The 24,076-nt window shown below is 41.3% G+C and carries 24 protein-coding genes; 15 read left to right on the top strand and 9 right to left on the bottom strand.

Going from position 1 to position 24,076, the window contains the following annotated elements; translation table 11 throughout:
* The first annotated feature begins 8 nt into the window (after window positions 1-8).
* On the top strand, window positions 9-932 hold the full coding sequence (locus tag ACE01T_RS00580; RefSeq protein WP_395518547.1) for a CysB family HTH-type transcriptional regulator: 924 nt from the start codon (window positions 9-11) through the stop codon (window positions 930-932).
* Window positions 933-1,437: 505 nt separating this feature from the next.
* Window positions 1,438-1,638 carry a hypothetical protein gene (locus ACE01T_RS00575; RefSeq protein ID WP_200222803.1) on the top strand — a complete coding sequence of 67 codons (201 nt, stop codon included), beginning with the start codon at window positions 1,438-1,440 and terminating at the stop codon, window positions 1,636-1,638.
* Window positions 1,639-1,708: 70 nt separating this feature from the next.
* Here ACE01T_RS00575 and carO read toward each other — a convergent pair whose 3' ends face one another.
* Complete coding sequence (carO, locus tag ACE01T_RS00570; RefSeq protein ID WP_395518546.1) at window positions 1,709-2,461, bottom strand: ornithine uptake porin CarO; 753 nt, start codon at window positions 2,459-2,461, stop codon at window positions 1,709-1,711.
* A gap of 301 nt (window positions 2,462-2,762) precedes the next feature.
* Between carO and dapD the strand changes: the two genes are divergently transcribed.
* The 5 genes from dapD (at window position 2,763) to ACE01T_RS00545 (ending at window position 6,170) form a co-directional block, all read left to right on the top strand.
* Complete coding sequence (gene dapD, locus ACE01T_RS00565; RefSeq protein WP_086196159.1) at window positions 2,763-3,584, top strand: 2,3,4,5-tetrahydropyridine-2,6-dicarboxylate N-succinyltransferase; 822 nt, start codon at window positions 2,763-2,765, stop codon at window positions 3,582-3,584.
* A 130-nt stretch (window positions 3,585-3,714) separates the two neighbouring features.
* Window positions 3,715-4,425 (top strand): 7-carboxy-7-deazaguanine synthase QueE, encoded by a 711-nt coding sequence (queE, locus tag ACE01T_RS00560; RefSeq protein ID WP_092818613.1) that lies wholly within the window; start codon window positions 3,715-3,717, stop codon window positions 4,423-4,425.
* Between the two features lie 38 nt (window positions 4,426-4,463).
* Window positions 4,464-5,135 (top strand): 7-cyano-7-deazaguanine synthase QueC, encoded by a 672-nt coding sequence (gene queC / locus ACE01T_RS00555; RefSeq protein WP_092818614.1) that lies wholly within the window; start codon window positions 4,464-4,466, stop codon window positions 5,133-5,135.
* A 13-nt stretch (window positions 5,136-5,148) separates the two neighbouring features.
* Window positions 5,149-5,559, top strand: a complete 411-nt coding sequence (locus ACE01T_RS00550; protein WP_092818615.1) for a hypothetical protein — start codon at window positions 5,149-5,151, stop codon at window positions 5,557-5,559.
* A gap of 152 nt (window positions 5,560-5,711) precedes the next feature.
* Window positions 5,712-6,170, top strand: coding sequence for a peroxiredoxin (locus ACE01T_RS00545; RefSeq protein ID WP_092818616.1), 459 nt, complete (start codon window positions 5,712-5,714; stop codon window positions 6,168-6,170).
* Window positions 6,171-6,254: 84 nt separating this feature from the next.
* Here ACE01T_RS00545 and ACE01T_RS00540 read toward each other — a convergent pair whose 3' ends face one another.
* Complete coding sequence (locus tag ACE01T_RS00540) at window positions 6,255-6,854, bottom strand: LysE/ArgO family amino acid transporter (protein ID WP_395518545.1); 600 nt, start codon at window positions 6,852-6,854, stop codon at window positions 6,255-6,257.
* A 119-nt stretch (window positions 6,855-6,973) separates the two neighbouring features.
* Here ACE01T_RS00540 and ACE01T_RS00535 point away from each other — a divergent pair, with 119 nt between their 5' ends.
* Window positions 6,974-7,864 carry a LysR family transcriptional regulator ArgP gene (locus ACE01T_RS00535; RefSeq protein WP_395518544.1) on the top strand — a complete coding sequence of 297 codons (891 nt, stop codon included), beginning with the start codon at window positions 6,974-6,976 and terminating at the stop codon, window positions 7,862-7,864.
* Between the two features lie 43 nt (window positions 7,865-7,907).
* Here the strand turns inward: ACE01T_RS00535 and ACE01T_RS00530 are convergent, their stop codons facing one another.
* The gene (locus tag ACE01T_RS00530) at window positions 7,908-8,477 is read right to left on the bottom strand and encodes a YceI family protein (protein ID WP_395518543.1); all 570 of its coding nucleotides are present in this window, start codon (window positions 8,475-8,477) and stop codon (window positions 7,908-7,910) included.
* Between the two features lie 39 nt (window positions 8,478-8,516).
* Window positions 8,517-9,104: a nicotinate-nicotinamide nucleotide adenylyltransferase gene (locus ACE01T_RS00525; protein ID WP_300046120.1), complete on the bottom strand. Its 588-nt coding sequence runs from the start codon at window positions 9,102-9,104 to the stop codon at window positions 8,517-8,519.
* A 104-nt stretch (window positions 9,105-9,208) separates the two neighbouring features.
* Between ACE01T_RS00525 and ACE01T_RS00520 the strand changes: the two genes are divergently transcribed.
* On the top strand, window positions 9,209-10,009 hold the full coding sequence (locus ACE01T_RS00520) for an enoyl-CoA hydratase-related protein (RefSeq protein WP_300046118.1): 801 nt from the start codon (window positions 9,209-9,211) through the stop codon (window positions 10,007-10,009).
* A gap of 98 nt (window positions 10,010-10,107) precedes the next feature.
* On the top strand, window positions 10,108-10,869 hold the full coding sequence (locus ACE01T_RS00515) for a nitroreductase family protein (protein WP_395518542.1): 762 nt from the start codon (window positions 10,108-10,110) through the stop codon (window positions 10,867-10,869).
* 196 nt (window positions 10,870-11,065) lie between these two features.
* On the opposite strand, the gene ACE01T_RS00510 is transcribed toward ACE01T_RS00515, so the two are convergent.
* Entirely contained in the window at window positions 11,066-11,383 is a 318-nt protein-coding gene (locus ACE01T_RS00510; RefSeq protein WP_300046114.1) for a YqfO family protein, read from the bottom strand.
* 369 nt (window positions 11,384-11,752) lie between these two features.
* Here ACE01T_RS00510 and ACE01T_RS00505 point away from each other — a divergent pair, with 369 nt between their 5' ends.
* Window positions 11,753-12,367 (top strand): hypothetical protein, encoded by a 615-nt coding sequence (locus ACE01T_RS00505; protein WP_300046112.1) that lies wholly within the window; start codon window positions 11,753-11,755, stop codon window positions 12,365-12,367.
* A 221-nt stretch (window positions 12,368-12,588) separates the two neighbouring features.
* Here the strand turns inward: ACE01T_RS00505 and ACE01T_RS00500 are convergent, their stop codons facing one another.
* Window positions 12,589-12,720, bottom strand: a complete 132-nt coding sequence (locus ACE01T_RS00500) for a KGW motif small protein (RefSeq protein WP_251992217.1) — start codon at window positions 12,718-12,720, stop codon at window positions 12,589-12,591.
* A gap of 221 nt (window positions 12,721-12,941) precedes the next feature.
* Window positions 12,942-16,778, bottom strand: a complete 3,837-nt coding sequence (gene purL, locus ACE01T_RS00495; RefSeq protein WP_300046110.1) for a phosphoribosylformylglycinamidine synthase — start codon at window positions 16,776-16,778, stop codon at window positions 12,942-12,944.
* Window positions 16,779-17,312: 534 nt separating this feature from the next.
* On the opposite strand from purL, the gene ACE01T_RS00490 reads away from it, so the two are divergent.
* The 3 genes from ACE01T_RS00490 to ruvB all read left to right on the top strand — a co-directional run bounded on the left by ACE01T_RS00490 (window position 17,313) and on the right by ruvB (window position 20,597).
* Window positions 17,313-18,650: a deoxyguanosinetriphosphate triphosphohydrolase gene (locus tag ACE01T_RS00490; protein WP_395518541.1), complete on the top strand. Its 1,338-nt coding sequence runs from the start codon at window positions 17,313-17,315 to the stop codon at window positions 18,648-18,650.
* 121 nt (window positions 18,651-18,771) lie between these two features.
* Window positions 18,772-19,374 carry a Holliday junction branch migration protein RuvA gene (gene ruvA, locus ACE01T_RS00485; protein ID WP_180176247.1) on the top strand — a complete coding sequence of 201 codons (603 nt, stop codon included), beginning with the start codon at window positions 18,772-18,774 and terminating at the stop codon, window positions 19,372-19,374.
* A gap of 215 nt (window positions 19,375-19,589) precedes the next feature.
* Window positions 19,590-20,597, top strand: a complete 1,008-nt coding sequence (gene ruvB / locus ACE01T_RS00480) for a Holliday junction branch migration DNA helicase RuvB (RefSeq protein WP_086196174.1) — start codon at window positions 19,590-19,592, stop codon at window positions 20,595-20,597.
* An 11-nt stretch (window positions 20,598-20,608) separates the two neighbouring features.
* Here the strand turns inward: ruvB and ACE01T_RS00475 are convergent, their stop codons facing one another.
* Together ACE01T_RS00475 and ACE01T_RS00470 are read right to left on the bottom strand one after the other, a co-directional pair.
* Window positions 20,609-21,256 (bottom strand): hypothetical protein, encoded by a 648-nt coding sequence (locus ACE01T_RS00475; protein ID WP_166167256.1) that lies wholly within the window; start codon window positions 21,254-21,256, stop codon window positions 20,609-20,611.
* Window positions 21,257-21,608: 352 nt separating this feature from the next.
* Window positions 21,609-22,190: a hypothetical protein gene (locus ACE01T_RS00470; RefSeq protein ID WP_180042209.1), complete on the bottom strand. Its 582-nt coding sequence runs from the start codon at window positions 22,188-22,190 to the stop codon at window positions 21,609-21,611.
* A gap of 304 nt (window positions 22,191-22,494) precedes the next feature.
* Here ACE01T_RS00470 and ACE01T_RS00465 point away from each other — a divergent pair, with 304 nt between their 5' ends.
* Window positions 22,495-23,850, top strand: coding sequence for an amidohydrolase (locus ACE01T_RS00465; protein ID WP_395518540.1), 1,356 nt, complete (start codon window positions 22,495-22,497; stop codon window positions 23,848-23,850).
* Window positions 23,851-24,076 lie beyond the last annotated feature (226 nt).

The following is a 24,076-nucleotide window of genomic DNA, read 5'->3' as shown; positions in this document are numbered from 1 at the left end:
ACAGCATTATGAATTTCCAACAATTAAGAATTATTCGAGAAACTGTTAGACAAAACTTTAATTTAACCGAAGCTTCGGCAGCACTTTATACTTCGCAATCTGGCGTAAGTAAGCACATTAAAGATTTAGAAGATGAACTGGGCGTACAGCTGTTTATCCGTAAAGGGAAACGTTTACTGGGACTGACCGAACCGGGCCAAGCTTTACTCGGGATTGTGGAACGCATGCTGGTAGATGCCGACAATATTAAACGTCTGGCAGATGACTTTAACCGCGTCGATGAAGGTACGCTGACCATTGCAACCACGCATACCCAGGCGCGTTATGTATTACCGCCGATTGTGAACCAGTTTAAAAAAGAATTCCCCAAAGTTCATTTGATTCTGCAGCAGGCCAGCCCGGTTGAAATTACCGAAATGTTGCTGCAAGGTGAGGCGGATATTGGTATTGCCACCGAGTCTCTGACCACGGAAGAAAATCTGGCCAGCGTACCTTATTATAATTGGCAGCACAGTATTATTACTCCGCAGAACCATGCGCTTGCCAATAAAGCAGACATCACCCTGGAAGACTTGGCGCAATATCCAATTATTACCTACCATGGCGGTTTCACAGGTCGTTCTAAAATTGACAAGGCCTTTGAAGAGGCAGGCATTGACGTTGATATTGTCATGTCAGCACTGGATGCCGATGTCATCAAAACCTATGTCGAATTGAATATGGGGGTCGGTATTGTCAACAATGTCGCTTATGACGCTGAACGCGACTATCGCCTCAAACAAATTCCAACCGATATCTTTGGCGTAAATACCACCTGGATTGCGGTGCGCAAAGGTCATTTGCTGCGCGGTTATGGTTATGAGTTTATTTCACTCTGCTCGCCAGAAGCCGACATTAAGGCCCTGAAAAAAGTAGCTTATCCAGAAGAATAAGCATTTCATGATTTTTTAAAATAAGGGATATAAAAAATATCCCTTTTTAAATTCATCTGTCGTCGCAAAACCATATTTATAAAAATAATTGAATTTTTCAATCACTTAAATATAAAAAACTTCACATAATAGTTGCTCATTCTATATAAAATCACAAAAGAAAAAATTGAATGGGAAGATCTATATAAGCTAAGGCATTTGGTCTCAGTATTGGTATTTTCATGACTAGAGACTTCTATGCTGCAGCACTAGAAAGCTCTAACCAATCCATTGCCTCTTTGTTACAGCCGCATCATTAAGCCGAGTTCTCAACGACCATTGTAGATGCCAATATTTCAGGTAAAACACTTCAGCCAAACCAGCATCCCCCCACCATTTACTGAAATTTATACCCAAAATTTTGCCCATTCTTTTTATATTTCAAATGTTGCATTTAAATTGCAAGCTCACACTCACTGATCTTTTGGGCTCATCTACGATCACACTTTTGCTACAGATGTCGGCTATGCCTTATAGTTTGGATATTGGTAGTTTTTATCCTATGTACTCTAATGTATTTATTGTCGCGGGTATAAAATATTTCAGACTCAACAAAGCCAAAGTTAAGCAAAATCAGGAAGGTTCAGGCAGTCTGTTTGGTATGTTATCTTCAGTAAACCATAACAAGGCTGTTGTTTATAGCCTTAAGCCAGGTTACCGTTTCTAGAGAATATAACTGCATTTTCTAAAAATAAAAAACGAGCCGAAGCTCGTTTTTTTTAAAGGCTACTATTTTATTACCAATGATAACTTACACCGATTTTACCTACAGGAAGCCATTTGTGTTTGTCATCAGTCGCAATTTTATTTTCATCAGCTGCAATATTTTCAACCAGTGAACCGCGTGTTGGGTTATCAGCCGCACCACCACTGACTAACTGTAAGTTAACATCTGGATTATCGGCATAGTAAGCACCGACTTCACCAAATACGCCCCAATTTTTATTAATCTTAGGCGCCCATCCTAAGCCTAAATATGGAGCAATGTCATTTTTGTAATCCATGGTCCCTTTAATATGAGCGCCATCTGCACCCGCTACAAAGTCTGTATGGTTAATGGTAAAACCTTCTCCCGCACCTACACGGCGATCAAGTTCATACTCATTATCTAAATAGGCTACACCAGCGGCCATATATAGACCTTGCACCCATCTATTTTCACTTGCACCCCAAGGACGAATTTCAGCATTCAAATAGGTATTTTTATTTTCCATATCAATGTCATAGTCTGAACCATTGACCGAGATATCATCAGACCAAGAGATATCGCCGCCATTATAACCCAACGCCAAACCGATATATGGGTTTGCAGTCCAGAGTAATGCACCACCATAACCGGTTGTACCTACTTCAGCACGGACACCAGTTGGAATAAGCTGGTTACGTTCAAATGTATAGCCATCTTGAACGACTGCATCATCAGCTGCCATGACTGTTCCAGCGACAGAGGTCAATACCGATACTGCTAAAAGCGTAGCTAAAGTTTTCATTGTAGATCTCCTCAAAAAGGTTTCTATTTCGTCATTAGTGCTTTTCTATCTAATAGTTAGAAGTATAAAATATTAATTGCTCAACTTTTATTCGAAATTTGCTTAGTTTTTGTTATTTTTTGATACATTTTCTATTTGTTTTTGATTATTAACTCATTTTTTGTTTATTTATCTGTGTAGCCGATTTTCGCTCCCATTTTGCCCATCTTTCATAATTAATTCCAATCCAAAGCCACTTTTTCATCTATTTATATCTCAATATAGTGTAAAATCTTGAAAAATTTTTTCTGGAAGGAAGATCATGTCTCAGCTTTCAACAATCATTGAACAAGCGTTTGAAGACCGTGCGAATTTCACAGCAGCCGATTGCCCTGCTGAAATCCGACAAGCAGTTGAGGAAGTCATTGCTGGCCTGGATAATGGTACTTTACGTGTTGCTGAAAAAATCGACGGTGAATGGGTTGTTCATCAATGGATTAAGAAAGCGGTATTGTTATCATTTAAATTAAACGACAACAAACCAATGGAAGCTTGTGATCTTCGTTTCTATGACAAAGTCGATACTAAATTCTCTGACTGGACTGAAGAACAGTTTAAAGCTGCTGGTGTACGTGTAGTACCTCCTGCTGTAGCCCGTAAAGGTTCATTCCAGGCGAAAAACGTGGTATTGATGCCTTCTTATGTGAACATTGGTGCTTATGTGGATGAAGGTACCATGGTGGATACATGGGCAACTGTAGGTTCATGTGCACAAATTGGTAAAAACGTTCACTTGTCGGGTGGTGTAGGTATTGGTGGTGTACTTGAACCGCTTCAAGCCAACCCAACCATTATTGAAGACAACTGCTTTATTGGTGCACGTTCTGAAATCGTGGAAGGCGTGATTGTAGAAGAAGGTTCTGTAATTTCAATGGGCGTATTCATTGGTCAATCCACCAAAATTTATGACCGTGAAACTGGCGAGATCCATTACGGCCGTGTACCTGCAGGTTCGGTAGTTGTTTCTGGTAGCCTGCCATCTAAATGCGGTAAATACAGCCTGTACGCAGCTGTAATCGTGAAAAAAGTAGATGCGAAAACCCGTGCCAAAACTAGCCTGAACGATTTATTGCGCGAAGACTAAGATGTAATCTTTTGCGGAACATTAATTGTTCCTCGGAGCTTCAGCCGCTCCTCGTCTCTACGGTTAGCAATAGCCGTAGGGATTTTTATTTTTATACTGTGTTATTTATCCTGAGCTGGATTATGTTGTTATGAGTACTCTTCGATCTTCCGCTATTCCTGTTACCGATCCGTCTGCGGGGTTACGTATTACGGAGATTTTCTATTCATTACAAGGTGAAGCCAACGCTGCAGGATTACCGACCGTATTTATCCGTTTAACCGGTTGCCCTTTACGTTGTACTTATTGCGATACCACTTATTCTTTTGAAGGTGGCGAACGCCAATCCCTGGATGACATTATTCAGACCGCACTGGATTTTAAAACACCCTATATTTGTGTGACCGGTGGTGAACCACTGGCACAGCCGAATGCCCTGCCTTTAATGCAGCGTTTAGCTGACCTGGGCTGTGAAGTGTCTTTAGAGACCAGTGGTGCACTCGATGTATCTAAAGTCGATCCGCGAGTTTCCAAAGTACTGGATTTTAAAACGCCAACTTCTGGAGAAGTTGCACGAAATTTGCTTAGCAATCTCGATCATTTAACCCCGCATGATCAAATCAAGTTTGTGATTTGTAACCGTGAAGACTATGAATGGTCAAAACAGCAGGTTGAACAATTCAAACTTGCCGATAAAGTCAGTACCGTGTGGTTCTCGCCTGCTTTTGCGGTAGAAAAAGGTGCGGTGAAATTACCCCAACTGGCACGTGATTTGGCTCAATGGATTTTAGATGATCATCTCCCGGTCCGTTTCCAGCTGCAATTACATAAATTGCTCTGGAATGATGAAACTGGTCGTTAATCCATTGTTATTTTGACTTATTTTTTGGAGATTTGAATATGCGCCCTCGTGCCATAGTTTTATTATCTGGCGGCTTAGACTCAACGACTTGTTTGGCTTGGGCGCAAGCACGTTATGAATGTATTGCTTTAAGTTTCATGTATGGTCAGCGTTCAACCACTGAACTGGATGCCGCTCGAGCATTAACCCAGCGTGCTGGTGTAGAACACCGGGTGATTAATATCGATTTAGGTAACCTGGGCGGTTCCGCATTAACAGACCATAACATTGACGTACCAGAACATGAACAAGAAGGTATTCCTGTAACTTATGTTCCAGCACGTAACACAATATTTCTGTCGTATGCGCTCGCAGCGGCGGAAGTTTTTGGTGCAGAAGCCATTGTAATTGGCATCAATGCCGTTGATTATTCAGGTTATCCGGACTGTCGCCCTGAATTTATTGAAGCTTTTGCCAACATGGCGCGCCTGGCAACCAAGGTTGGTGTAGAAGGAAAACCTCTTAAATTTGAAACACCTTTGTTACATTTATCCAAAGCAAATATCATTCGCTTAGGTATAGAACATGGCGTAGACTATAGTCAAACGGTGTCTTGCTACCAAGCAGACGACCAAGGACGTGCTTGTGGTAAATGCGATAGTTGCCGCTTACGTAAACAGGGTTTTGCTGATGCGGGTATCGCCGATCCGACACGTTATATACCGTCATAACAGGGTACAGTACATGAAAAATTTGAAGTCAAACATTATTCTTTCTACATTGGTTTCTGCAGTCGCATTGATGGCGACTGCTGCAAATGCAGCCGAAACAAACAAGCTTCAGGAAGCTTATAAAAGCACCAATGTAAAATCTGCTTTAATTAATGTTTGTAAGGAAGAAACTGCGAAAGGCAAAAAACTTACTTCTGCTGAAGTAAGCAAATACTGTACGTGTGCAGTGGAAGCGGATGGCCGTTTAACAAATGCACAAAAATGGGAAATCCAAAGTACCATTAACCAGAAGAAAAGTCCTGCGACTTTAGCTTTTGTGCAAAAACAAAATAAAGATTTACAAGCGTGTTTTGGTCCACAATTGACAGGCAAACTCAAAAGCTTGACTGAAGAAGCCATGAAATCTGCTCAACAAAAGAAATAATCGCTTTAGGTTGAAGAAAAGCCTGCATCGTTGCAGGCTTTTTTATGGGTAAAATTACCTTCCCGAGTTCAGCATAAACCTCGTTAAATTCGCTATCATGGCAGCATAAATTTACCATTCATATGACAATTTAACTTTATAAGGATGAACGCATGTCTGCTATTACGCTGCCTAATCAAGCCTTCCCGACCACAACCGGTGAAATTAACCTGACTGAAATTCCTACAGAATGGCTGATTGTGTATTTTTATCCTAAAGATTCTACTCCGGGCTGTACTACACAGGCGATCGGTTTCTCGTGTTTAAAAGATCAATTTGATGCCTTAAATAGCACCATTTTGGGTATTTCACGTGATTCGGTAAAAGCGCATCAGAACTTTACCGAAAAGCAGAAGCTGAGCATTAACCTGATCAGTGACAAAGAAGAAGTACTGTGCAATCTTTTCGACGTGATTAAAGAAAAGAACATGTATGGCAAACAGGTGATGGGCATTGAGCGCTCCACCTTTATTTTCCATAACGGCAAACTGGTCAAAGAATATCGCAAGGTCAAGGCTGCAGGACATGCCGAACAGGTCCTTGAAGATTTAAAAACCCTGCAAGCAGCCTAATTTCTTTTGATAAAAAGGCATGATTTAAACCAGAAATAGGATGACTCATGCCTTTTTCTTTTGGCCTGCTCTTTTACATTTTCCTTAGTTCAATAAAGAAATGGCAATGGACCACATCACACCGCCAATCACTATATCCAATATTTTCCAGGCTTTGGGACGTTGAAAAATCGGTTGCAAATAACGTGCTGCATAGCCCAAGCTAAAAAAGAACAGGAATGATGCACTGATTGCTCCCAAGGCAAAATACAGTTGCGTGTCTAGATATTGGGTCGAGATCGAGCCCAATAACACCACCGTATCCAGGTACACATGCGGATTCAGCCAGGTTAAGCCTAAACAGATGAACAAGATCTTGCATAAAGAAGGTGCTTCGTTTTGACTGACATCTAAACGCTGCTCACCCTTCCAGGTCTGATAAAAATGTTGTGCTCCATATATCAGCAAGAAAATTGCACCGAAATACTTGGCAATATTCAGCCAATCCGGATGTAACATGACCAGCGCTGAAAAACCCAGCACTCCGGATGAAATCAATATAGCATCAGATAAAGCACAACACAGGCAAATGGCAAACACATGTTGCTGTTTTAAACCCTGTTTCAACACAAAAGCATTTTGTGCGCCAATCGGGACGATCAGACTTAAACCCATAACAAAACCATGTAAGGCACTATTTAACATACACAATAAAACTTAAAAATCATTCAAAAATCGTGTCTTGCATTATCCCAGCTTGAAGCATAAATTAAGTATGATTAAGAAAATATCAATTTAACTCAGTTTTTCTTAGGTAGCACCCTATGCTTTCAAGTAAATCCTGCGAAGCTTTTCTTGCTGTGGCAGAATCCGGCAGTTTTGATGAGGCTGCACAGCGACTGTGTATTACCGCTTCTGCAGTCACCTTACGAGTGCAGGCTTTGGAAAAAGATTTGGGACAGATTTTATTGCTGCGCGAACGTCCTTGTCGGGTCACGCAAGCTGGTCAAAAGCTGCTGGAACATCTACAGCATCAACGTCTACGTGAACAGAATCTTTTACAACAATTTATGGGGCAATCCAGCCAGCATGAATTTCATCAATTCAGTATTGCCACTAATGCTGACTCTTTATCAACCTGGTTACTCAAAGTTCTACAAAGCACATTAATCAAGCATAAAATTGCCCTGAAGCTGTCTCTGGATGACCAGACCCAAACCCATCAACTGCTTGAAACCGGTTTGGTTAATGCCTGCATCTCGACTGAATCCACAGCCATGAAAGGCTGTGAAGTACATTATCTGGGACAGATGACTTATTGTATGGTCGCAACACCTTCCTTTGTAGAAAGGTGGTTTAAAAATGGTATTCACCGCGATGCCTTAAAACATGCCCCAGCCATTATTTTTAATGGCAAAGATCTGATGCATCATCAGGTGATTCTGAACTTGTTTGGATTAAATCAGCAAAGTTATCCACATTATTTTATTCCCTCCTCCACTGCATTTGTGGAAGCAGTACATTTGGGTTTAGGCTTCGGTTTGGTGCCGGAATGTCAAATTGGTGATGATCTTCAAACCGGGAAACTGGTTGAAATTATGCCAAATGCTAAAACCGAGATGAAATTGTATTGGCATCACTGGAAGCAGCAATCTGTGCTACTGCAACAATTGACGATTGACCTGCTGGAAAAGGCTCAACATCAGATGAATTAAAAAAAATGCAAATCAGCAGATATTTTGTAGCAAATCCTACTGCTTATTTGCGTTGCCATTGCCCAGATACGTCAATATTGACTTTCTCTCCGATGCCGCCAAATGCCTTTTTCATGCCAAAATCACTACGCTTAACCATAGTTTTAGCTTCTACATTCATAAGTTGTGGATCAAATGGATTGACTTCTAGGGACGCATCAAGGATCACCGGCTGGGTAATACCGCGCAGGGTCAGATCACCTTTGATCTTGTATTGATAATTCCCCAAAGCGAGAAATTCATGACTGTTAAAAGTCGCTGTTGGGTACTTCTCTGCATAAAATAAATCTTCACCTAAAATCATATTTTTTAGTGAGGGCTTGCTCAATCTTAGGCTATTTACTTGCATCACAAACCGTGCCGAGGCATTCTGAGGTGCTGCAGGATCAAAGCTCATACTGGACTGAACCTGTTCAAACTTGCCTTTTATGGTTGAAAAGCCCATCGACTTCACCTCAAAGCCCGCATAGCTTTGTGGAGTCAGTGTCCATTCCTGTGCATTGACCTGTGCAACGATACCTAGATGGATTACACCGACAATCAGGACACTTTGTAAGCTGGTTTGGATATTCATTTTATCCACTCCTGGGTCTTGGCAATGCTGTGCCTCGACCTAAAAGCTTACTGAAGATTGTTCCAGATTGGTTTTATCTTGGGTCAGGTATTTGTGCTGCAATTGTTGATAAATGGCAGTTTTCTGAAATTTGTGTAAAAACTCACTGGTGCCGAGCGGCAAAGCAGATTCGATAATTTCACCACGATAATATGCTTCACGCAGCGGCGTTGCTGAAATTGCCCCGACCAAGCTGGCAAGTTCCACCATCTCCCATTCCGGAAACAGCTTCAGATAATAAGAAGATTCATCTTTAAAGTGACCGATCAAGCCGACTTTGGCTTCTGGTTCAGCAACTTCTTTTACTAGAGATTTAACCAGTTGTTGCCATTTTTGGTCATCATAAACATCAATCACATGCACAAACTTGATCCGCTTCTGGTCCACTTCTGAAAAATTGGACAAGATCATCTGTTCACGTTCAGCAGCACTAAACGGATTTTTAATATTGCGTTCATTTTGTGCTGAACCTAAGGCCAAAATCACCTTTTGGCTTTGCTGCAATGAAATTTTAATCGTTTGCATATGTGCCAGATGAAAAGGCTGAAAGCGACCAATGAAAACCAGATAATCGAATGTATAGTTCATAACAGATCAAGTTTTTTATGACTCGTGAGTTGTGCCGCTAAAATAAATATGCGACATAATAACTGCCATAAAATCAAATTAAATTTTAAAGCAAGGATAGTACGATGACACTGAGCTGTATTCAACAACCACATCAACATTTAAATGCGAATTTAGACAATGGCGTACTGACCTTAGCCATTCATCGTCCCGAAGCTAAAAATGCGTTATACGGTGAGTTATATCTAAAAATTGCCCAGGCACTGGATGAAGCCGATCAGGATAAAGACGTTCGCGTGGCGATTTTACGTGGTGAGGATGCCGACTTCAGTGCCGGTAACGATATGCAGGATTTCATGAAGTTTATTCAAACTCCACTGGCAGGCAAAGCGGGAGATGCGCCTCCATTTGTGGTTTTAAAATCTGCGGCAAAATTTTCCAAACCGTTAATTGCTGCTGTTCGTGGTGTGGCGATTGGCATTGGAGTAACGATTTTGCTGCACGCTGACCTGGTGTATAGTGATAACACTGCCCTGTTCCAGATTCCATTTGTGAGCTTAGGTCTATCGCCTGAAGGCGCTTCGAGCAAATTGCTGATCCAGCAAGCGGGATATCATAAAGCGGCTGAGCTGCTGTTTACTGCACAAAAGTTCAATAGCGACAAAGCCTTAAGTGCTGGTATTGTGAATAGCATTGAAGATGATGTATATGCAACTGCACTGAAACAGGCACAGACTTTAGCAGCACTACCGCTCGCTTCAATCAAGCAAACCAAAGCCTTAATGAAACATAATCTGCAGGAAATTATTGACTGTATTGATAACGAAGCCGAGATTTTTATGAAGCGTGTAACCTCACCGGAAATGGCAGAAGCTGTTGCAGCATTTATGCAAAAGCGTAAACCGGATTTCGCTCAATTTAATTAATTGAAAAATACATAAAAAACCACTGGGTAATTTACATTGCTTGGTGGTTTTTTTCATTTCTACCCCCACATCAAATAAAAATTGTTACGGAATACACCATGACCAGCCAAGCCAAGACTGAAAACAAACGCTACTTTGAACCAGCCCCACAAGATATTGATGTCGAAAACTTTAAGAAAGTCATAAAAAGCCGTCGTTCAGTACGAAAATTTACTGACAAAGCAATTCCTGCTGAAGTACTAGATGAATGTTTAGATCTGGCTTTACTTGCACCGAACTCATCCAATTTACAGCCTTGGACATTCTATATGGTTCAAAACCCGACCAAGAAAAAGCAATTGGTAAAAGCATGTTTAGGTCAATTGGCTGCAAAGACTGCGGCTGAACTGATTGTCTGCGTGGCAAGGACCGACCGTATTGAAGAGATGGCAAAGAAAAATATCAGTGAGTTTCCATTTCCGGAAGTGCCTGCTGCTGTGCAGAAGTATTACAAGTTTATTCCCTACAATTATAAAACTGGTTACTTCAATGCAATAGGTAACTTTAAGAAAGTGGCTTTCAAAGTTGTACGTACACTCGACAAGCAATTGCCTGTGACTGCTTTTAACCCGGCAGATGCAAAACTTTGGGCAAGCAAAACCACGGCTTTGGCATGTGAAAACCTGGTTTTAGCTTTACGTGCTTATGGTTTTGACAGTTGTATGATGGAAGGCTTTGATGAACCGATGGTCAATAAAATGTTAAATCTGAATGATCAGCAATATCCAGTCATGGTGATTGCTGCCGGTGAACGTGCAGCGGATGGCGTGTTCTTCCCGCAGTATCGCTTTGATCGTGAGCTGTTTGTTCAGAAGGTTTGATTTTAATTGCAAATCGGCACAGCCCCGTAAGCTGTCATAACTCACTTTTAATTTGTGTAGGCGTTTACGCGTTACTTTGAAAGGTGAGGAATATATTCCGTAAGGTAACCAAAACCCTTTGCTAGCCAGAAGGTTCATCCCTGAACCTCTGGCTAGCGGGTGACATCCATGTCACCCTTTCCCAAATCAAATATCGTCAATAATTTATATCTACTATCTGAACAAACTCAAATGCAGGCTCTTCATACGGATGGCTGGCCTTAAGTGCTTTTGCCACATTAGATGCTTGATTTTCAGGCACAATGGTTTCTACCCGCCATTCTGCTACCTGTTCTAGGCTATCCAGTCCACCAATAAAGGGATTCGCCCCTTTTACTGGTTTAAATTGTCCCGTACCCAACACCTGCCAGGCACAATGCTCATAGTTGCCAATGCCACCTGCCCCTGCTTGAAACACGGCGTTTTTGGTTGATTCAAGATGAGATTCAGGAACGTAATAAATCAGTTTAAACATGCTATCAATAAACGGAATAAAGATAGGATTATCTTAGCGCTTAAACCTGAATTAATCTCTATCAGATTTCATTGAGACCTTATCAGAACATCAAAAATTAAAATCATTTTAAATACAATTACCTATTACCTTTCTTGACATTTCTCTGACAGTTCAATATTTTACATTGCTCAAAAAAACGATCTATGTTTAGTTCTAACCCTTCGACTTCGATTTTTTCTTTTCATCTCGGTCACCATTATCACCTTAGAATTTCAGCAATAAAAACGGCTGATTGAGGCCGTTTTTATGACTCAAAAAATGATTTTTAGAATAAAAATTATCTTATTTTCAAGTATCATGATCACATTCTGATCATTTATAAAATTTATGAAAAAATATCCATTACTTAATTATGTGGGATCTTATGCCCAAGAACTTTTATATGAAACAAGTAATAGTGCATTGCTCGGAATACCCGAAGCATTAAAGAATACCACTCAAAAAATATATGCTCAGTCAAAATTAAATAATGAAGCTTTATATTACCTTCAAGTCAAAACATTTTTAGAAACATTAGATTTAGATGAGGATGAGGTTTCTCAATTTATGCAGAAGAACCCGAATCACCAAAGATTGGGTTTAGAAATATTCAAAATTCTTGAAAGTACTATTCTTGAAAAACAAGCTCAACTGTTAGCCAAATCATTTAAATATCTTACTAAAAAAGAAATAGATGACAAAACTTTTAATCAATACACTTATATTATTACTAAGCTAAATAATCATCTTATAAACCTTTTACAGGAACTTTATTTTCTAAAAACTAATAACGAAAATCCAGAATTTGAGTTTGATATTTCTAATCCCAATATGGAATTGGTTAGTTTTCAATTCTTAAGAGAAGTTGAATCTCCCCTAGTATTGGATGGTAAAACAAAAATTGCTCGCTATAAAAGAACAGATGAGTTTTATCATTTTTATGAAAATATCTTCAAAGACTAAACTTAACCACATGACTTGTGACATGGATGTCGCTCGTTTGGTAGGGATACAAGGACGTATCCTCTACCAAACAAAGCAGTTTTGTTACTTTTGCTGCATCAAAAGTAAAACATTGCTTACGCGTTATTGATTAAAATTTCGCACAATCAGCGAAGCTGTGACTTTATTAAAATATCCAACACAAAAAAAACCACCTCACGTTGGCTTTTTCAATCTAAAAATTAAGAACTTTGCAGCAAATAACTACCGATCAAGAACAACATTTGTAACCCTACGACTGCCATAAAAAACATCCACCCTTTCTTACGTAAAGTCGCCTTATCAACATTTGTATAGATTGCAGTTTTTGGCATTGTGTCACCTCGCTTAGAGATTCAATCCTGAACTTGTATTTAGTGAACCATCTTTCTTCCATATTGCATCGTGATTGTGCATAAAACACACAAATACCCTTTCACTCCAATATAAAAGCAAAATTCAAACCAAGTCCAGCGGGAGAAATAAAAATAAAATAAAAAATAGATACAAAATAAAAAAGCCACCCGAAGGTGGCTTTTTTCAAAACACTTCAGAATTAACCAATGAACTTACGTGCATTGCGGAACATGCGTAACCATGCACCATCTTCAGTCCATTCTTCAGGTTTCCAAGAATGCTGAACAGCACGGAAGTTACGTTCAGGATGCGGCATCATAATCGTTGCACGACCGTCAGTAGATGTCACACCAGTAATCGCTTCTGGTGAACCGTTCGGGTTCAATGGATATTGCTGTGTAGCATTACCCAAGCTGTCTACATAACGTAAGCTGACTTGATTGCCTGCATTTAATGCAGCAATTTTGTCTTCAGTTGCAACTACACGGCCTTCACCATGTGCTACCGCGATTGGAAGAATCGAACCTTCCATACCGTCTAACAAAATAGAGTGAGATTTTTCAACACGAACGTTCACTGCACGCGCTTCAAATACTTCTGAAGTGTTACGGTGGAAACGAGGCCAGTTTTCCGCACCCGGAATCAGTGGAGCCAATTGCGACAACATTTGACAACCGTTACAGATACCCAAAGAGAAGGTTTCTTGACGATGGAAGAATTTCTCGAACTGGTCACGCAGTTTAGGGTTAAACAATACTGATTTCGCCCAGCCACCGCCTGCGCCCATTACGTCACCGTAAGAGAAACCGCCACAAGCCACAATACCTTCAAAGTCATCCAGACTGATACGGCCAGCAAGCAAGTCGCTCATGTGTACGTCAACAGTGTTGAAGCCGACTTTATCGAATGCCGCAGCCATTTCCACATGACCGTTTACGCCCTGTTCACGCAAGATCACCATGTTTGGACGACGTGAATTGATATACGGCGCTTCAACAGGTTCATTCAGGTCGAATGTCGGCTGTGCGATGATACCTTTGTGGTTCTTGTCAGTGATTAAAGCAAACTCAGAATCCGCAGTTTCAGAGTTGTCACGCAAACGTTGAATTTGATGTGATACTTCAGTCCAAGCTACTTGCAAATCAGCACGTTCAAGTACCAGACCGTTGATAGTCAATTGGTCAGTATTGTTCACTTTACCTACTACAGAGATAGCATCTTTAAGTGAAGATTCAGCGATTTCTGCCTGTAATGCTTCCCAATCAGCAGTAGCAATTTGCAGTACTGCACCAATTTCTTCAGCAAACAGGCTTGCAGTCGATTGATCTTCCAGTGCTACACCCAGACGTGAAGCAAACATCATTTCTGCAACAGTCGCGAGTAAGCCACCATCACCGATGTCATGGTAAGCCTTGATCAGGCCACGGTTGTTCCAGTCTTGTACCAATGCAAAGAATGCTTTGAAATCTTCGAAGCTATCAACGTCAGGTGTTACTGAACCAATGGCTTTATACACCTGAGCCAGGATCGAACCACCCAAACGGAACTGACCTTTAGACAAGTCGATACGTACCAGTACTGAATCCAGGTTTTTCAATTCAGGAGTCAATGTTTGACGTACATCAGTCACCGGTGCAAATGCAGTAATTACACCAGACATTGGAGATGTTACAGACTTGTCTTCACCTTCATCATTCCAGGTGGTACGCATAGACAGTGAGTCTTTACCAACAGGAATTGCAACACCCAGCGCAGGACACATTTCCATACCGATGGCTTTCACACCTTCAAATAACGCTTGGTCTTCACCCGGTTGACCTGCAGCCGCCATCCAGTTTGCAGACAATTTAATGTCGCTAATCTGCTCGATTTTTGCAGACATGATGTTCGAGATCGACTCTGCAACTGATAAACGTGCAGATGCCGCAGGGTTTAAAAGCGCAACTGGTGGACGTTCACCCATCGCCATCGCTTCACCAGTGAAGCCGACTAAACTTGTAGTGGTCACCGCAGCATCTGCTACAGGAACTTGCCAAGGACCCACCATCTGGTCACGCGCAACCATACCGGTAATTGAACGGTCACCGATCGTAATCAGGAACGATTTAGAAGCAACGGTCGGGTTTTTCAGAACGCGGAAAATCGCATCTTTCAAATCAGTGACTTTAGATGCATCAAAGTCATCACCTTTGCGTTCAATCGTCTCGTAAGAGCGGCTCATGCGTGGTGTACCACCAAGCATCACCTGCATTGGCATATCCACGGCTTTGTTTTCAAACAATGGATCTTCAACAGTTAAGTGACGTGCTTCAGTCGCTTCACCCAGCACCGCAAACGGACAACGCTCACGTGCACACAATGATTCAAACAGGCTTAAAGAACTTGGACGAATCGCCAAGACATAACGTTCTTGTGCTTCGTTCGACCAGATTTCCATTGGAGACATGCCTGGCTCAAGTGATGGAATCTTACGAAGATCAAGCACTGCACCCAATTCATGGTCATTGACCAACTCAGGCATTGCATTTGAGATACCGCCCGCACCGACATCATGTACAGACACGATCGGGTTGAAATCTTCCATGCGCCAGCAGGCATCAATCACTTCCTGACAACGGCGTTCCATTTCCGGGTTTTCACGCTGTACAGAAGCGAAATCCAGGTTTTCACCCAATTTACCGCTGTCTACAGAAGATGCTGCACCGCCACCAAGGCCAATCAGCATTGCAGGACCACCAAGAACGATTAACAAGTCGCCCGGCTGGATGGCATCTTTTTCCACATGGTCAGGACGGATGTTACCGTAACCACCAGCGATCATGATTGGCTTGTGGAAACCTTTCACTTCACCATTGACGTTTTGTTCGAAAGTACGGAAGTAACCGTTTAACGCAGGACGACCAAATTCGTTGTTAAACGCAGCACCGCCCAATGGGCCTTCAATCATGATTTGAAGTGGAGATGCCATACGCGATGGTTTGCCGTAGTTTTCTTCCCAAGGTTGTTCAAAGCCTGGAATGTTCAGGTTAGACACCGTGAAACCGGTTAAACCTGCTTTCGGTTTACCACCACGACCCGTTGCGCCTTCATCACGGATTTCACCGCCTGAACCTGTCGCAGCACCGGCAAATGGTGCAATCGCTGTTGGATGGTTGTGGGTTTCCACTTTCATCAGGATGTGAGCAGCTTGGCTCTTGTATTTATAAACGTGGTGACCTGTTTCGTTATCTTTTTTCGGATAGAAACGCTGTGTGTCAAAGCCCACGATGACAGAAGCATTGTCTTTATAAGCGGACAATACGTCTGTTGGAGATTCTTTATAAGTGTTCTTGATCATTTGGAACAATGACAATGGCTGTTTTTCACCATCAATTGTCCATTCAGAACCAAAGATTTTGTGACGGCAATGCTCAGAGTTGGCTTGAGCAAACATCATCAATTCGATGTCGTGCGGATTACGACCCAGTTTGTTAAATGCTGAGGTTAAATAATCAATTTCTTCATCTGACAAGGCAAAACCAAATTCAGAGTTGGCTTTCACCAGCGCTTCTTTACCCTGACCCAAAATATCAATGCTATTTAAAGGTTTTGGTGCAGTTTCGACAAATAAAGCCGCAGCGTCATCAATATGATTGAACACGCTTTCAGTCATACGGTCATGTAAAACCTGTTTAACTTCATTGGATACTTCAGAAATACCTTTTAAAGTAAACAAAACACCGCGTTCTAGGCGGTGTATCGGGGTATTACAGTTGGCAAAAATATCAGTCGCTTTAGAAGACCACGGAGAAATCGTGCCTAAACGCGGCGTAACAAGAATTTGAATTTCATCACTTGCTGCCTGACGAACTTCAAAAGAAGCACCATCGTTTAATAGTTGTAATGCAGATTGATGCTGCTGCTCGTTGAGCGCTTGATCAAACAGATAAATCCATTGACTTTCAATTGATTGAACAGAACTCATTGACGCGAGACGGTTTAAGAGTTGAGTTTTCTTAAAAGAAGAGTGTGCTGGTGCACCGGCCACGATAAACATGCTGATTTTGGCTCCACGGGCAGGTCTATTGGACCCTACCGCCAATGTGACTTAGAGAGAGCGCATATTCTACTGTGTATTGGCAAAATCAGCTAGATAGAAATTCACGAATGTGCCATCTATTCACTCAAGAACATAGAAGAATATTTTATTTTTCAGATAAAAATTTTGAATCTTATATAAATTTAAGCCTGCACTATCTTGTTTCTAAATATTATTTCAATACTGCGGCTTATGCTCAATTCCGTATCTTTTAGCCAGTGTTACATAATTCTGCATCTTTTCATTCTTGATGTCTTAGCGTTCTTTCATAAATCATTTTTCAACAACCATAAACTATTCTTAAAGTTAAAAGAAAAAATAGATTTTAGCAGGTATTGGATTCATGAAAGAGATCTCTTGAATAAATGATTGAGCTCAAACACTAGCACACAGTTCAGAGCATTATCAGAAAGACAAATCATGTCGCCCTACTCTAGTCGGTGAGCCTTTTTTTTGGCATGATGAATTCAGCTCTTTACTGAATAACGATAAATGGAACAAATGCGTTGGTTGGAACTGCTTTCGACAGTTCGTATTGGTAGCAAAAAACAAAGTTCAGAACAGGCACGTAGCCCATTTCACAAAGATTATGACCGTATTATCTTTTCACAAAGTTTTCGCCAGTTAAACCGTAAAACCCAGGTGCATCCGTTAACTCAGCACGATGGCATTCACACCCGTTTGACCCATTCGCTGGAAGTGTCGTGTATTGGCCGTTCACTGGGCATGCTGGCAGCGGAAAAAATTAAAGATCAACTCCCTGTGTGGATTTCCCCTGCCGATGTCGGTGCCATTATTCAGGCCGCATGTCTGGCACACGATATTGGCAATCCACCCTTTGGACATGCTGGTGAATACGCCATTCGTGAATGGTTTGATGATGTATCTCATGGCAATTTTCTGGAAAAATTGACACCGGAAGAACAGGCCGATGTACGCCAGTTTGAGGGCAATGCCCAAGGTTTACGTTTACTAACCAAAATTGACTATCATCCCAATGATGGCGGCATGCGTCTGACTTACGCCACTTTAGGCGCTTATTTAAAATATCCGTGGCTGTCGAAAACCATTGCATCACAAGGCGACCGCCCTGCCAATCAGCGAGCAAAATTTGGCTGTTACCAGTCTGAAAAAGAGACTCTCAAGCAAATTGCAGAGCAGCTCGGTTTAATTCAGCTTGGTGACTATCAGTATTGCCGTCATCCGCTGACCTATTTACTGGAAGCCGCCGATGACATCTGTTATGCCCTGATTGATCTGGAAGATGGCATTATTTTAAATATGCTGTCTTATGAAGAAGTCGAACCGGTTTTCCTCGACCTGATTGCAGATTATGGCAGGCCTGAAGAATTATCCATGCCAACCACCTGGCAGCAAAAAATTGCTGCTTTACGCGGCCGGGTGATGAAACGGCTGGTAGATGAAGTGACCACGGCATTTGCCAAACATCACTTTGAGATTTTATCGGGACAACTCAAAGGCAGTTTATTGCAATATTGTTCCGAAGATATTGAACGCGGCATTGAACGGGCAAAAAATCTGGCGCGTGACAAGATTTTTGAACATCCGCAAAAGGCTGGTTTAGAGATTATTACCCATCAAAGTCTGCAAAATATTCTGGATGCCTTTATTCCGCTGACTACACCTCATAAGACTTTAAGCTTTAAAGAGCAGCGCTTGATGTCTATGTTACAACGCGCCGGAGTCAATTTTCAAAGTAATCACTATGAAAATATTATGCAGGTGCTGGATATTATTTCGAAATTCTCAGACCATCAGGCCTATAACCTGTCGCAAGAGTTACAGGGCAATAAAGCCGGCTTGATGTAAAAATGTTGCAGATATGCTGGCTAAAATTTTCATCAGATTTAAAAATTATACCTGAGCATTTTGCCTTTCGTACAAATGCTCACTACTATGCAACCAACGATAGATAAGTGAATAAATAAACATGATTGGATGTCTTATTGGCGAGGTGTTGGCTCTAGAAGCACCAACAGTATTATTAAATGTAAATGGCGTGGGCTATGAAATCGATACCCCGCTTTCCACATTTTGCCAATTACAAAAAGGCCAGAAAGTTACCTTATGGACGCATCTCGCCGTTCGTGAAGATGCTCAATTACTCTATGGTTTTTTAAATGCGCAAGAGAAAACCATTTTCCGTACCCTGCTTAAAGTCAACGGTGTGGGGCCTAAAATGGCTTTGGGTATTCTTTCTACTCTCAGCGTCGACATGCTAATTCATACTGTTGAACATGAAGATGTGAATACGCTAGTTAAAGTACCGGGTGTCGGCAAGAAAACCGCTGAACGCTTGATGATTGAACTGCGTGACCGCTTCAAAGCCATGTCTGCTGGCAATGTTCCGACCAATTCAACAACACCACAAATTCAGTTTACGGGTAATTCTGCCGTCGCAGAAGCCGAAGCAGCTTTACAGTCTTTAGGCTACAAACCTGCTGAAACACAAAAACTGATTAATGCCGTTAAAGCTGACTATACTGAAGCCAGCGACATTATTCGCGCTGCATTAAAATCGATGAATAAATAAAAATGTCCAACAATCTTGGATACACGCAGGCGACATGGATGTCGCCGTTAAACTGTGCTACAAGGATGTAGCATCAGTTTAACAAATGGGTTTTGTCACTTTTGCCCAGTCAAAAGTGACAATTGCCTACACTAAAGGCATATAAAACCTAAAAGATTTTTGAGGCTGTGAATTAATCCACCTCAAATGACCGTAAAGAGATAGATTAAACACATATGCAAGACCGTCTCATCAGTGGTTCTGAAAAACCTGAAGATCATTTTGATCGTGCCATTCGCCCCACTTCCCTCGATGACTACATCGGTCAGCCCGTGGTCCGCGAGCAAATGGAAATCTTTATTGGCGCAGCCCGTGGCCGTGGCGAAGCTCTCGACCATACCCTGATTTTTGGCCCACCGGGTTTAGGTAAAACCACACTGGCCAATATTATCGCACGCGAAATGGGCGGTAATTTAAAATCCACTTCTGGTCCGGTACTGGAACGTGCAGGCGATCTGGCTGCCATGCTGACCAATCTGGAAGAAGGCGATGTGCTCTTTATTGATGAAATTCACCGTCTTTCACCTGTGATTGAAGAAATTCTGTATCCAGCGATGGAAGATTACCAGCTGGATATCATGATTGGTGAAGGACCGGGTGCACGTTCAATTAAACTCGACTTACCCCCATTTACCTTAGTTGCTGCAACCACACGTGCAGGCTTGCTCACCTCTCCGCTACGTGACCGTTTTGGTATTGTGCAGCGTCTGGAATTCTATTCAGTTGCCGACCTGACTCATATTGTGTCGCGTTCTGCCAGTTTAATGGATGTTCCCATGACTGCTGATGGTGCACAAGAAATTGCCCGTCGTGCCCGTGGCACACCACGTATTGCCAACCGTTTGCTGCGTCGTGTACGTGACTATGCTCAAGTCAAAGGTACAGGCGAAGTGACTCAGGAAATGGCACAACGTGCACTGGATATGCTGAATGTCGATAAAGATGGCTTGGATACTTTAGACCGTCGTTATTTAAGCATGTTGTTAGAACGTTTTGATGGTGGCCCTGCCGGTGTGGAAGCTTTGGCTGCTGCCATGGCAGAAGATTCAGGCACGCTAGAAGATGTGATTGAGCCTTATCTGATTCAGCAAGGCTATACCATGCGTACTGCACGTGGCCGTATTGCCACTAATATGGCATATTTGCAGTTTGGCATGACGCCACCTGAGCCGAAGGACAAATGAGAAAAGGGAGTTTAGACTCCCTCCTTTACCTTGGTTAGTTCACTATTTAAAAAATTGAATATCTTTTCCTTAAATAATCGTACCTCTTCTTTTAAGTCTGATAGATTAATTTCTATTTTTTCCTTTCTAAAACTTGGAGTAATATTAGAAATAGTCCTTCGCTTGAATAAAATAATATCAGCTCTAATTAACTTTTCTTCAGGGGTCGAATTACCTATATATAGTTCTAGTTTAGTACCTAAACTTTCCATTAGATCTCTTTTTTTAGTTAAATCGACTACATATTCAATTGGATAATCTATATCTAAGTTATTTTGTAAGTTTTTCGACTCATATAATAAATTTTCATATAATGAAATAAAATCAGCACTTGCTAAACGAATTGCATCAATTTTTTCCTTGCTTAAATGAATAGCTGTTTCAATTTTATTCTGTTTCTCTTGGCTTTGAATTAGTTCTTGATTCGACTTTATTTGGCTTTCTGTAGACTTTCTCACCACATAAATTGTAATCAAAAAACCAATAAAACTTATAAAAACAGAACAAATAATTGATGCTGCTACAACCCAATCTGTGGAGTGTTGAATATCTAAAAATAATTTCTGCCCATTCGGCTGCTGTAAAACTACTGCCTGCATGCTTTCTTGTTGGTTCGCCAATTCCTACCCCTTAAAAATCAAAATATTACCTAAAATATTTTATTACAACTCATCAACTTATATTTTTATTTTTAGATTCATCACTTTTAAAAAATCAATTGACAGGCGACATGGATGTCGCCCGTTGGATTGGGGTATATGGACATACCCTCAATCCAACAAAGGGATTTTGTTTACTTTTGGCCTCTCAAAAGTAAGACTTTGCCTACACAAATATATTTCAATTTTATTGAAAAATTGTGGCAGTGAAATCTTATAATTTATCTACGCGAATTCTAAAACTTCTTATAAGCACAAAATCAAAGCATGCTGCTGTTTGATTAACAAACTAGCACCACTAAAAATAAAAGCCCTAAGACCTAGAAATCACCCTCACCTCTTCCACCAGCATCAACTCGCACGCACCATTCCCGGTATCTTCACGGCTAAGTGAACTACGCCAAGTCCAGCCATCAGCAGCCGTGACCTCAACCAGCTGTCCTTTTAAATAAATCAAATCATCTTGATCAATAGCTTTGAGCTGCTTTGCAATCTGTTTCGATGCAGGGATCAAGTGTGTATTGGCACTGTGCGTTGAAATTTCATTGACCGGAATGGGCGGTGCATTTTCATAACGCCAGTAATACCAGCGATTACTCTGACTGATCGATAACTGTTTATAAACAGCAGGATTGGTCATGCTGCCCCATCCCAAAGCAAAATCAACTGGACTAAGTTCCGCCTCTCGTCCAAAACTATAGTCTTCTCTGGATAAAACCCGAAACTCGCCAGCATACGCTTCCAGATTTTTCATCCTATAGCCATCAAACTGATGAATTCCTTGAGCAGACTGATAATCAGCAGCCTCTGAAATCCCTTTATCCGGTTTCAGCCAGTAATTCCACAGTGCAAACCCCAAGGCAAAAATAATTATATATTTCAAAAAGCGACTCATTTTAAACTCGAATGTCATGCAGTATTGTAATGCCCTAATAATGGATTGAATCAAATAAAATTGTTGTGTCACAGATCCGAAAATTAAGAGGGATAAATAAAATTGATAAAAGCTAATTTCACATAAATCGCAAAGTATTTATAGTCTCAAAGTCCATATAAAACCTTTGTATTCCAGCAACTAACAACAAATATACCTTAAAAGTATATTAAGGGCACTCAAATAGTTTTGTCTAAATTTCCTTCATTATGCAATGCTATAGACTCACTGAAAATGATCTCAACCTTTAAGGACTCGTTAATATATGGACATATATAAGCAGATCTCCCTTTGTCTTCCACTTTTTCTTTGCAGCCAGTTGAGCCTTGCAGACTGGATTGATGATTCCGTTAAAAATGTAGAAGCCCACACCATTCAGCTTCGACAGCATATTCATCAAAATCCAGAACTGGGCAATATGGAATTCAAAACCTCCGAGCTGGTACAAAAAGAGTTAAAATCTTATGGAATAGAAGTGCGTAAAGGCTATGCCAAAACCGGTGTCATCGGAGTACTTAAAGGGGCTAAGCCGGGTCCAGTGATGGCTTTACGTGCCGACATGGATGCTCTTCCGATTGAAGAAAAAACTGGACTGCCTTATGCCAGTAAAGTCAAAGCCATTTATCAGGGCAAAGAAACCGATGTCATGCACGGCTGTGGTCATGATGCCCATACCGCGATGTTACTGGGTGCAGCCAAGGCCTTAGCAGCCAATAAAGATAAAATTGCAGGTACTGTGGTATTTGTTTTCCAACCGGCTGAAGAAGGCGGTGCTGATATTGATAATTTTACTCAAGGTCATTTGATCGGTTCACGTAAAATGATTGCCGATGGTGCATTGAACAATCCCAAACCGGAAGTTATTTTTGGTATGCACGTAATGGCAGGTATGCCAAGCGGTAATATCTCCTATAAAGATGGTGCCATTCTGAACAGTGCGGATCATTTACGCATTCAGGTCAACGGCAAGCAGGTACATGGTTCCATGCCCTGGCTGGGTCGCGATCCAATCTATGCTTCTTCACAAATGATCAACAACATGCAAAGTTTGATCAGCCGTAACACAGATTTGACCAAAGGCATGGGCGTAGTCAGCATTGGTAGTATTCACGGGGGAACAACGGGTAATGTCATTCCCGATCAGGTGAATATGGTGGGTACCATTCGTTCTAACAGTGAAGATGTTCGCCAGAACATTTTAAAAACTTTACCCAACATGCTAGAACATAATGCCGCTGCCAATCAGGTCACAGCAAAAGTGGAAATTGCACCCTACGCGCCTGTTACGACCAATGACAAAACATTAACCAAATTGATGCAACCTACGCTGGCTCAGGTGAGTGGCGAAGATAAACTGCATGTGCTGGACAACAACGCCAGTGCCAGCGAAGATTTTGCTTATTATGGTCAGCTGATGCCATCCTTGTTTGTCTTTGTGGGTGCAACTCCTGCCGATCAGGACATGACCAAAGCCGCACCTAACCATAACCAGTTATTTATTGTCGATAATAAGACTTTAAAAACCGGGGTAGAAAGCCATGTGCGTTTTATTCTGGATTATCCAAAAGTTGCCGAACAGGTACAGACTGACTGGAAAAAGAGACAAACCACAAAAAAATAAGTACATTTAAAAAAGTGAGCATCCTTTGCTCACTTTTCGTATTTACAGGTTTTGCGAATTCAATACAGAATAAATTTCATTTGAAACCTTGTGCCATTGGACTCAATTCTCATAATGATAAACTGCCACGCGTTACACAGCTTGACTCTTGGCAAAAAAACCGTCATTTTCACAGTTTTTTTAAAACCGCTAAAAGCACAGCTAAAACCATAAAACTGAATTGAAA

The organism is Acinetobacter uliginosus (assembly GCF_044130295.1).
GTDB lineage: Bacteria > Pseudomonadota > Gammaproteobacteria > Pseudomonadales > Moraxellaceae > Acinetobacter.
Note: the sequence above shows the minus strand (reverse complement) of the source record. Positions and strands in the feature narration are given on the sequence as shown.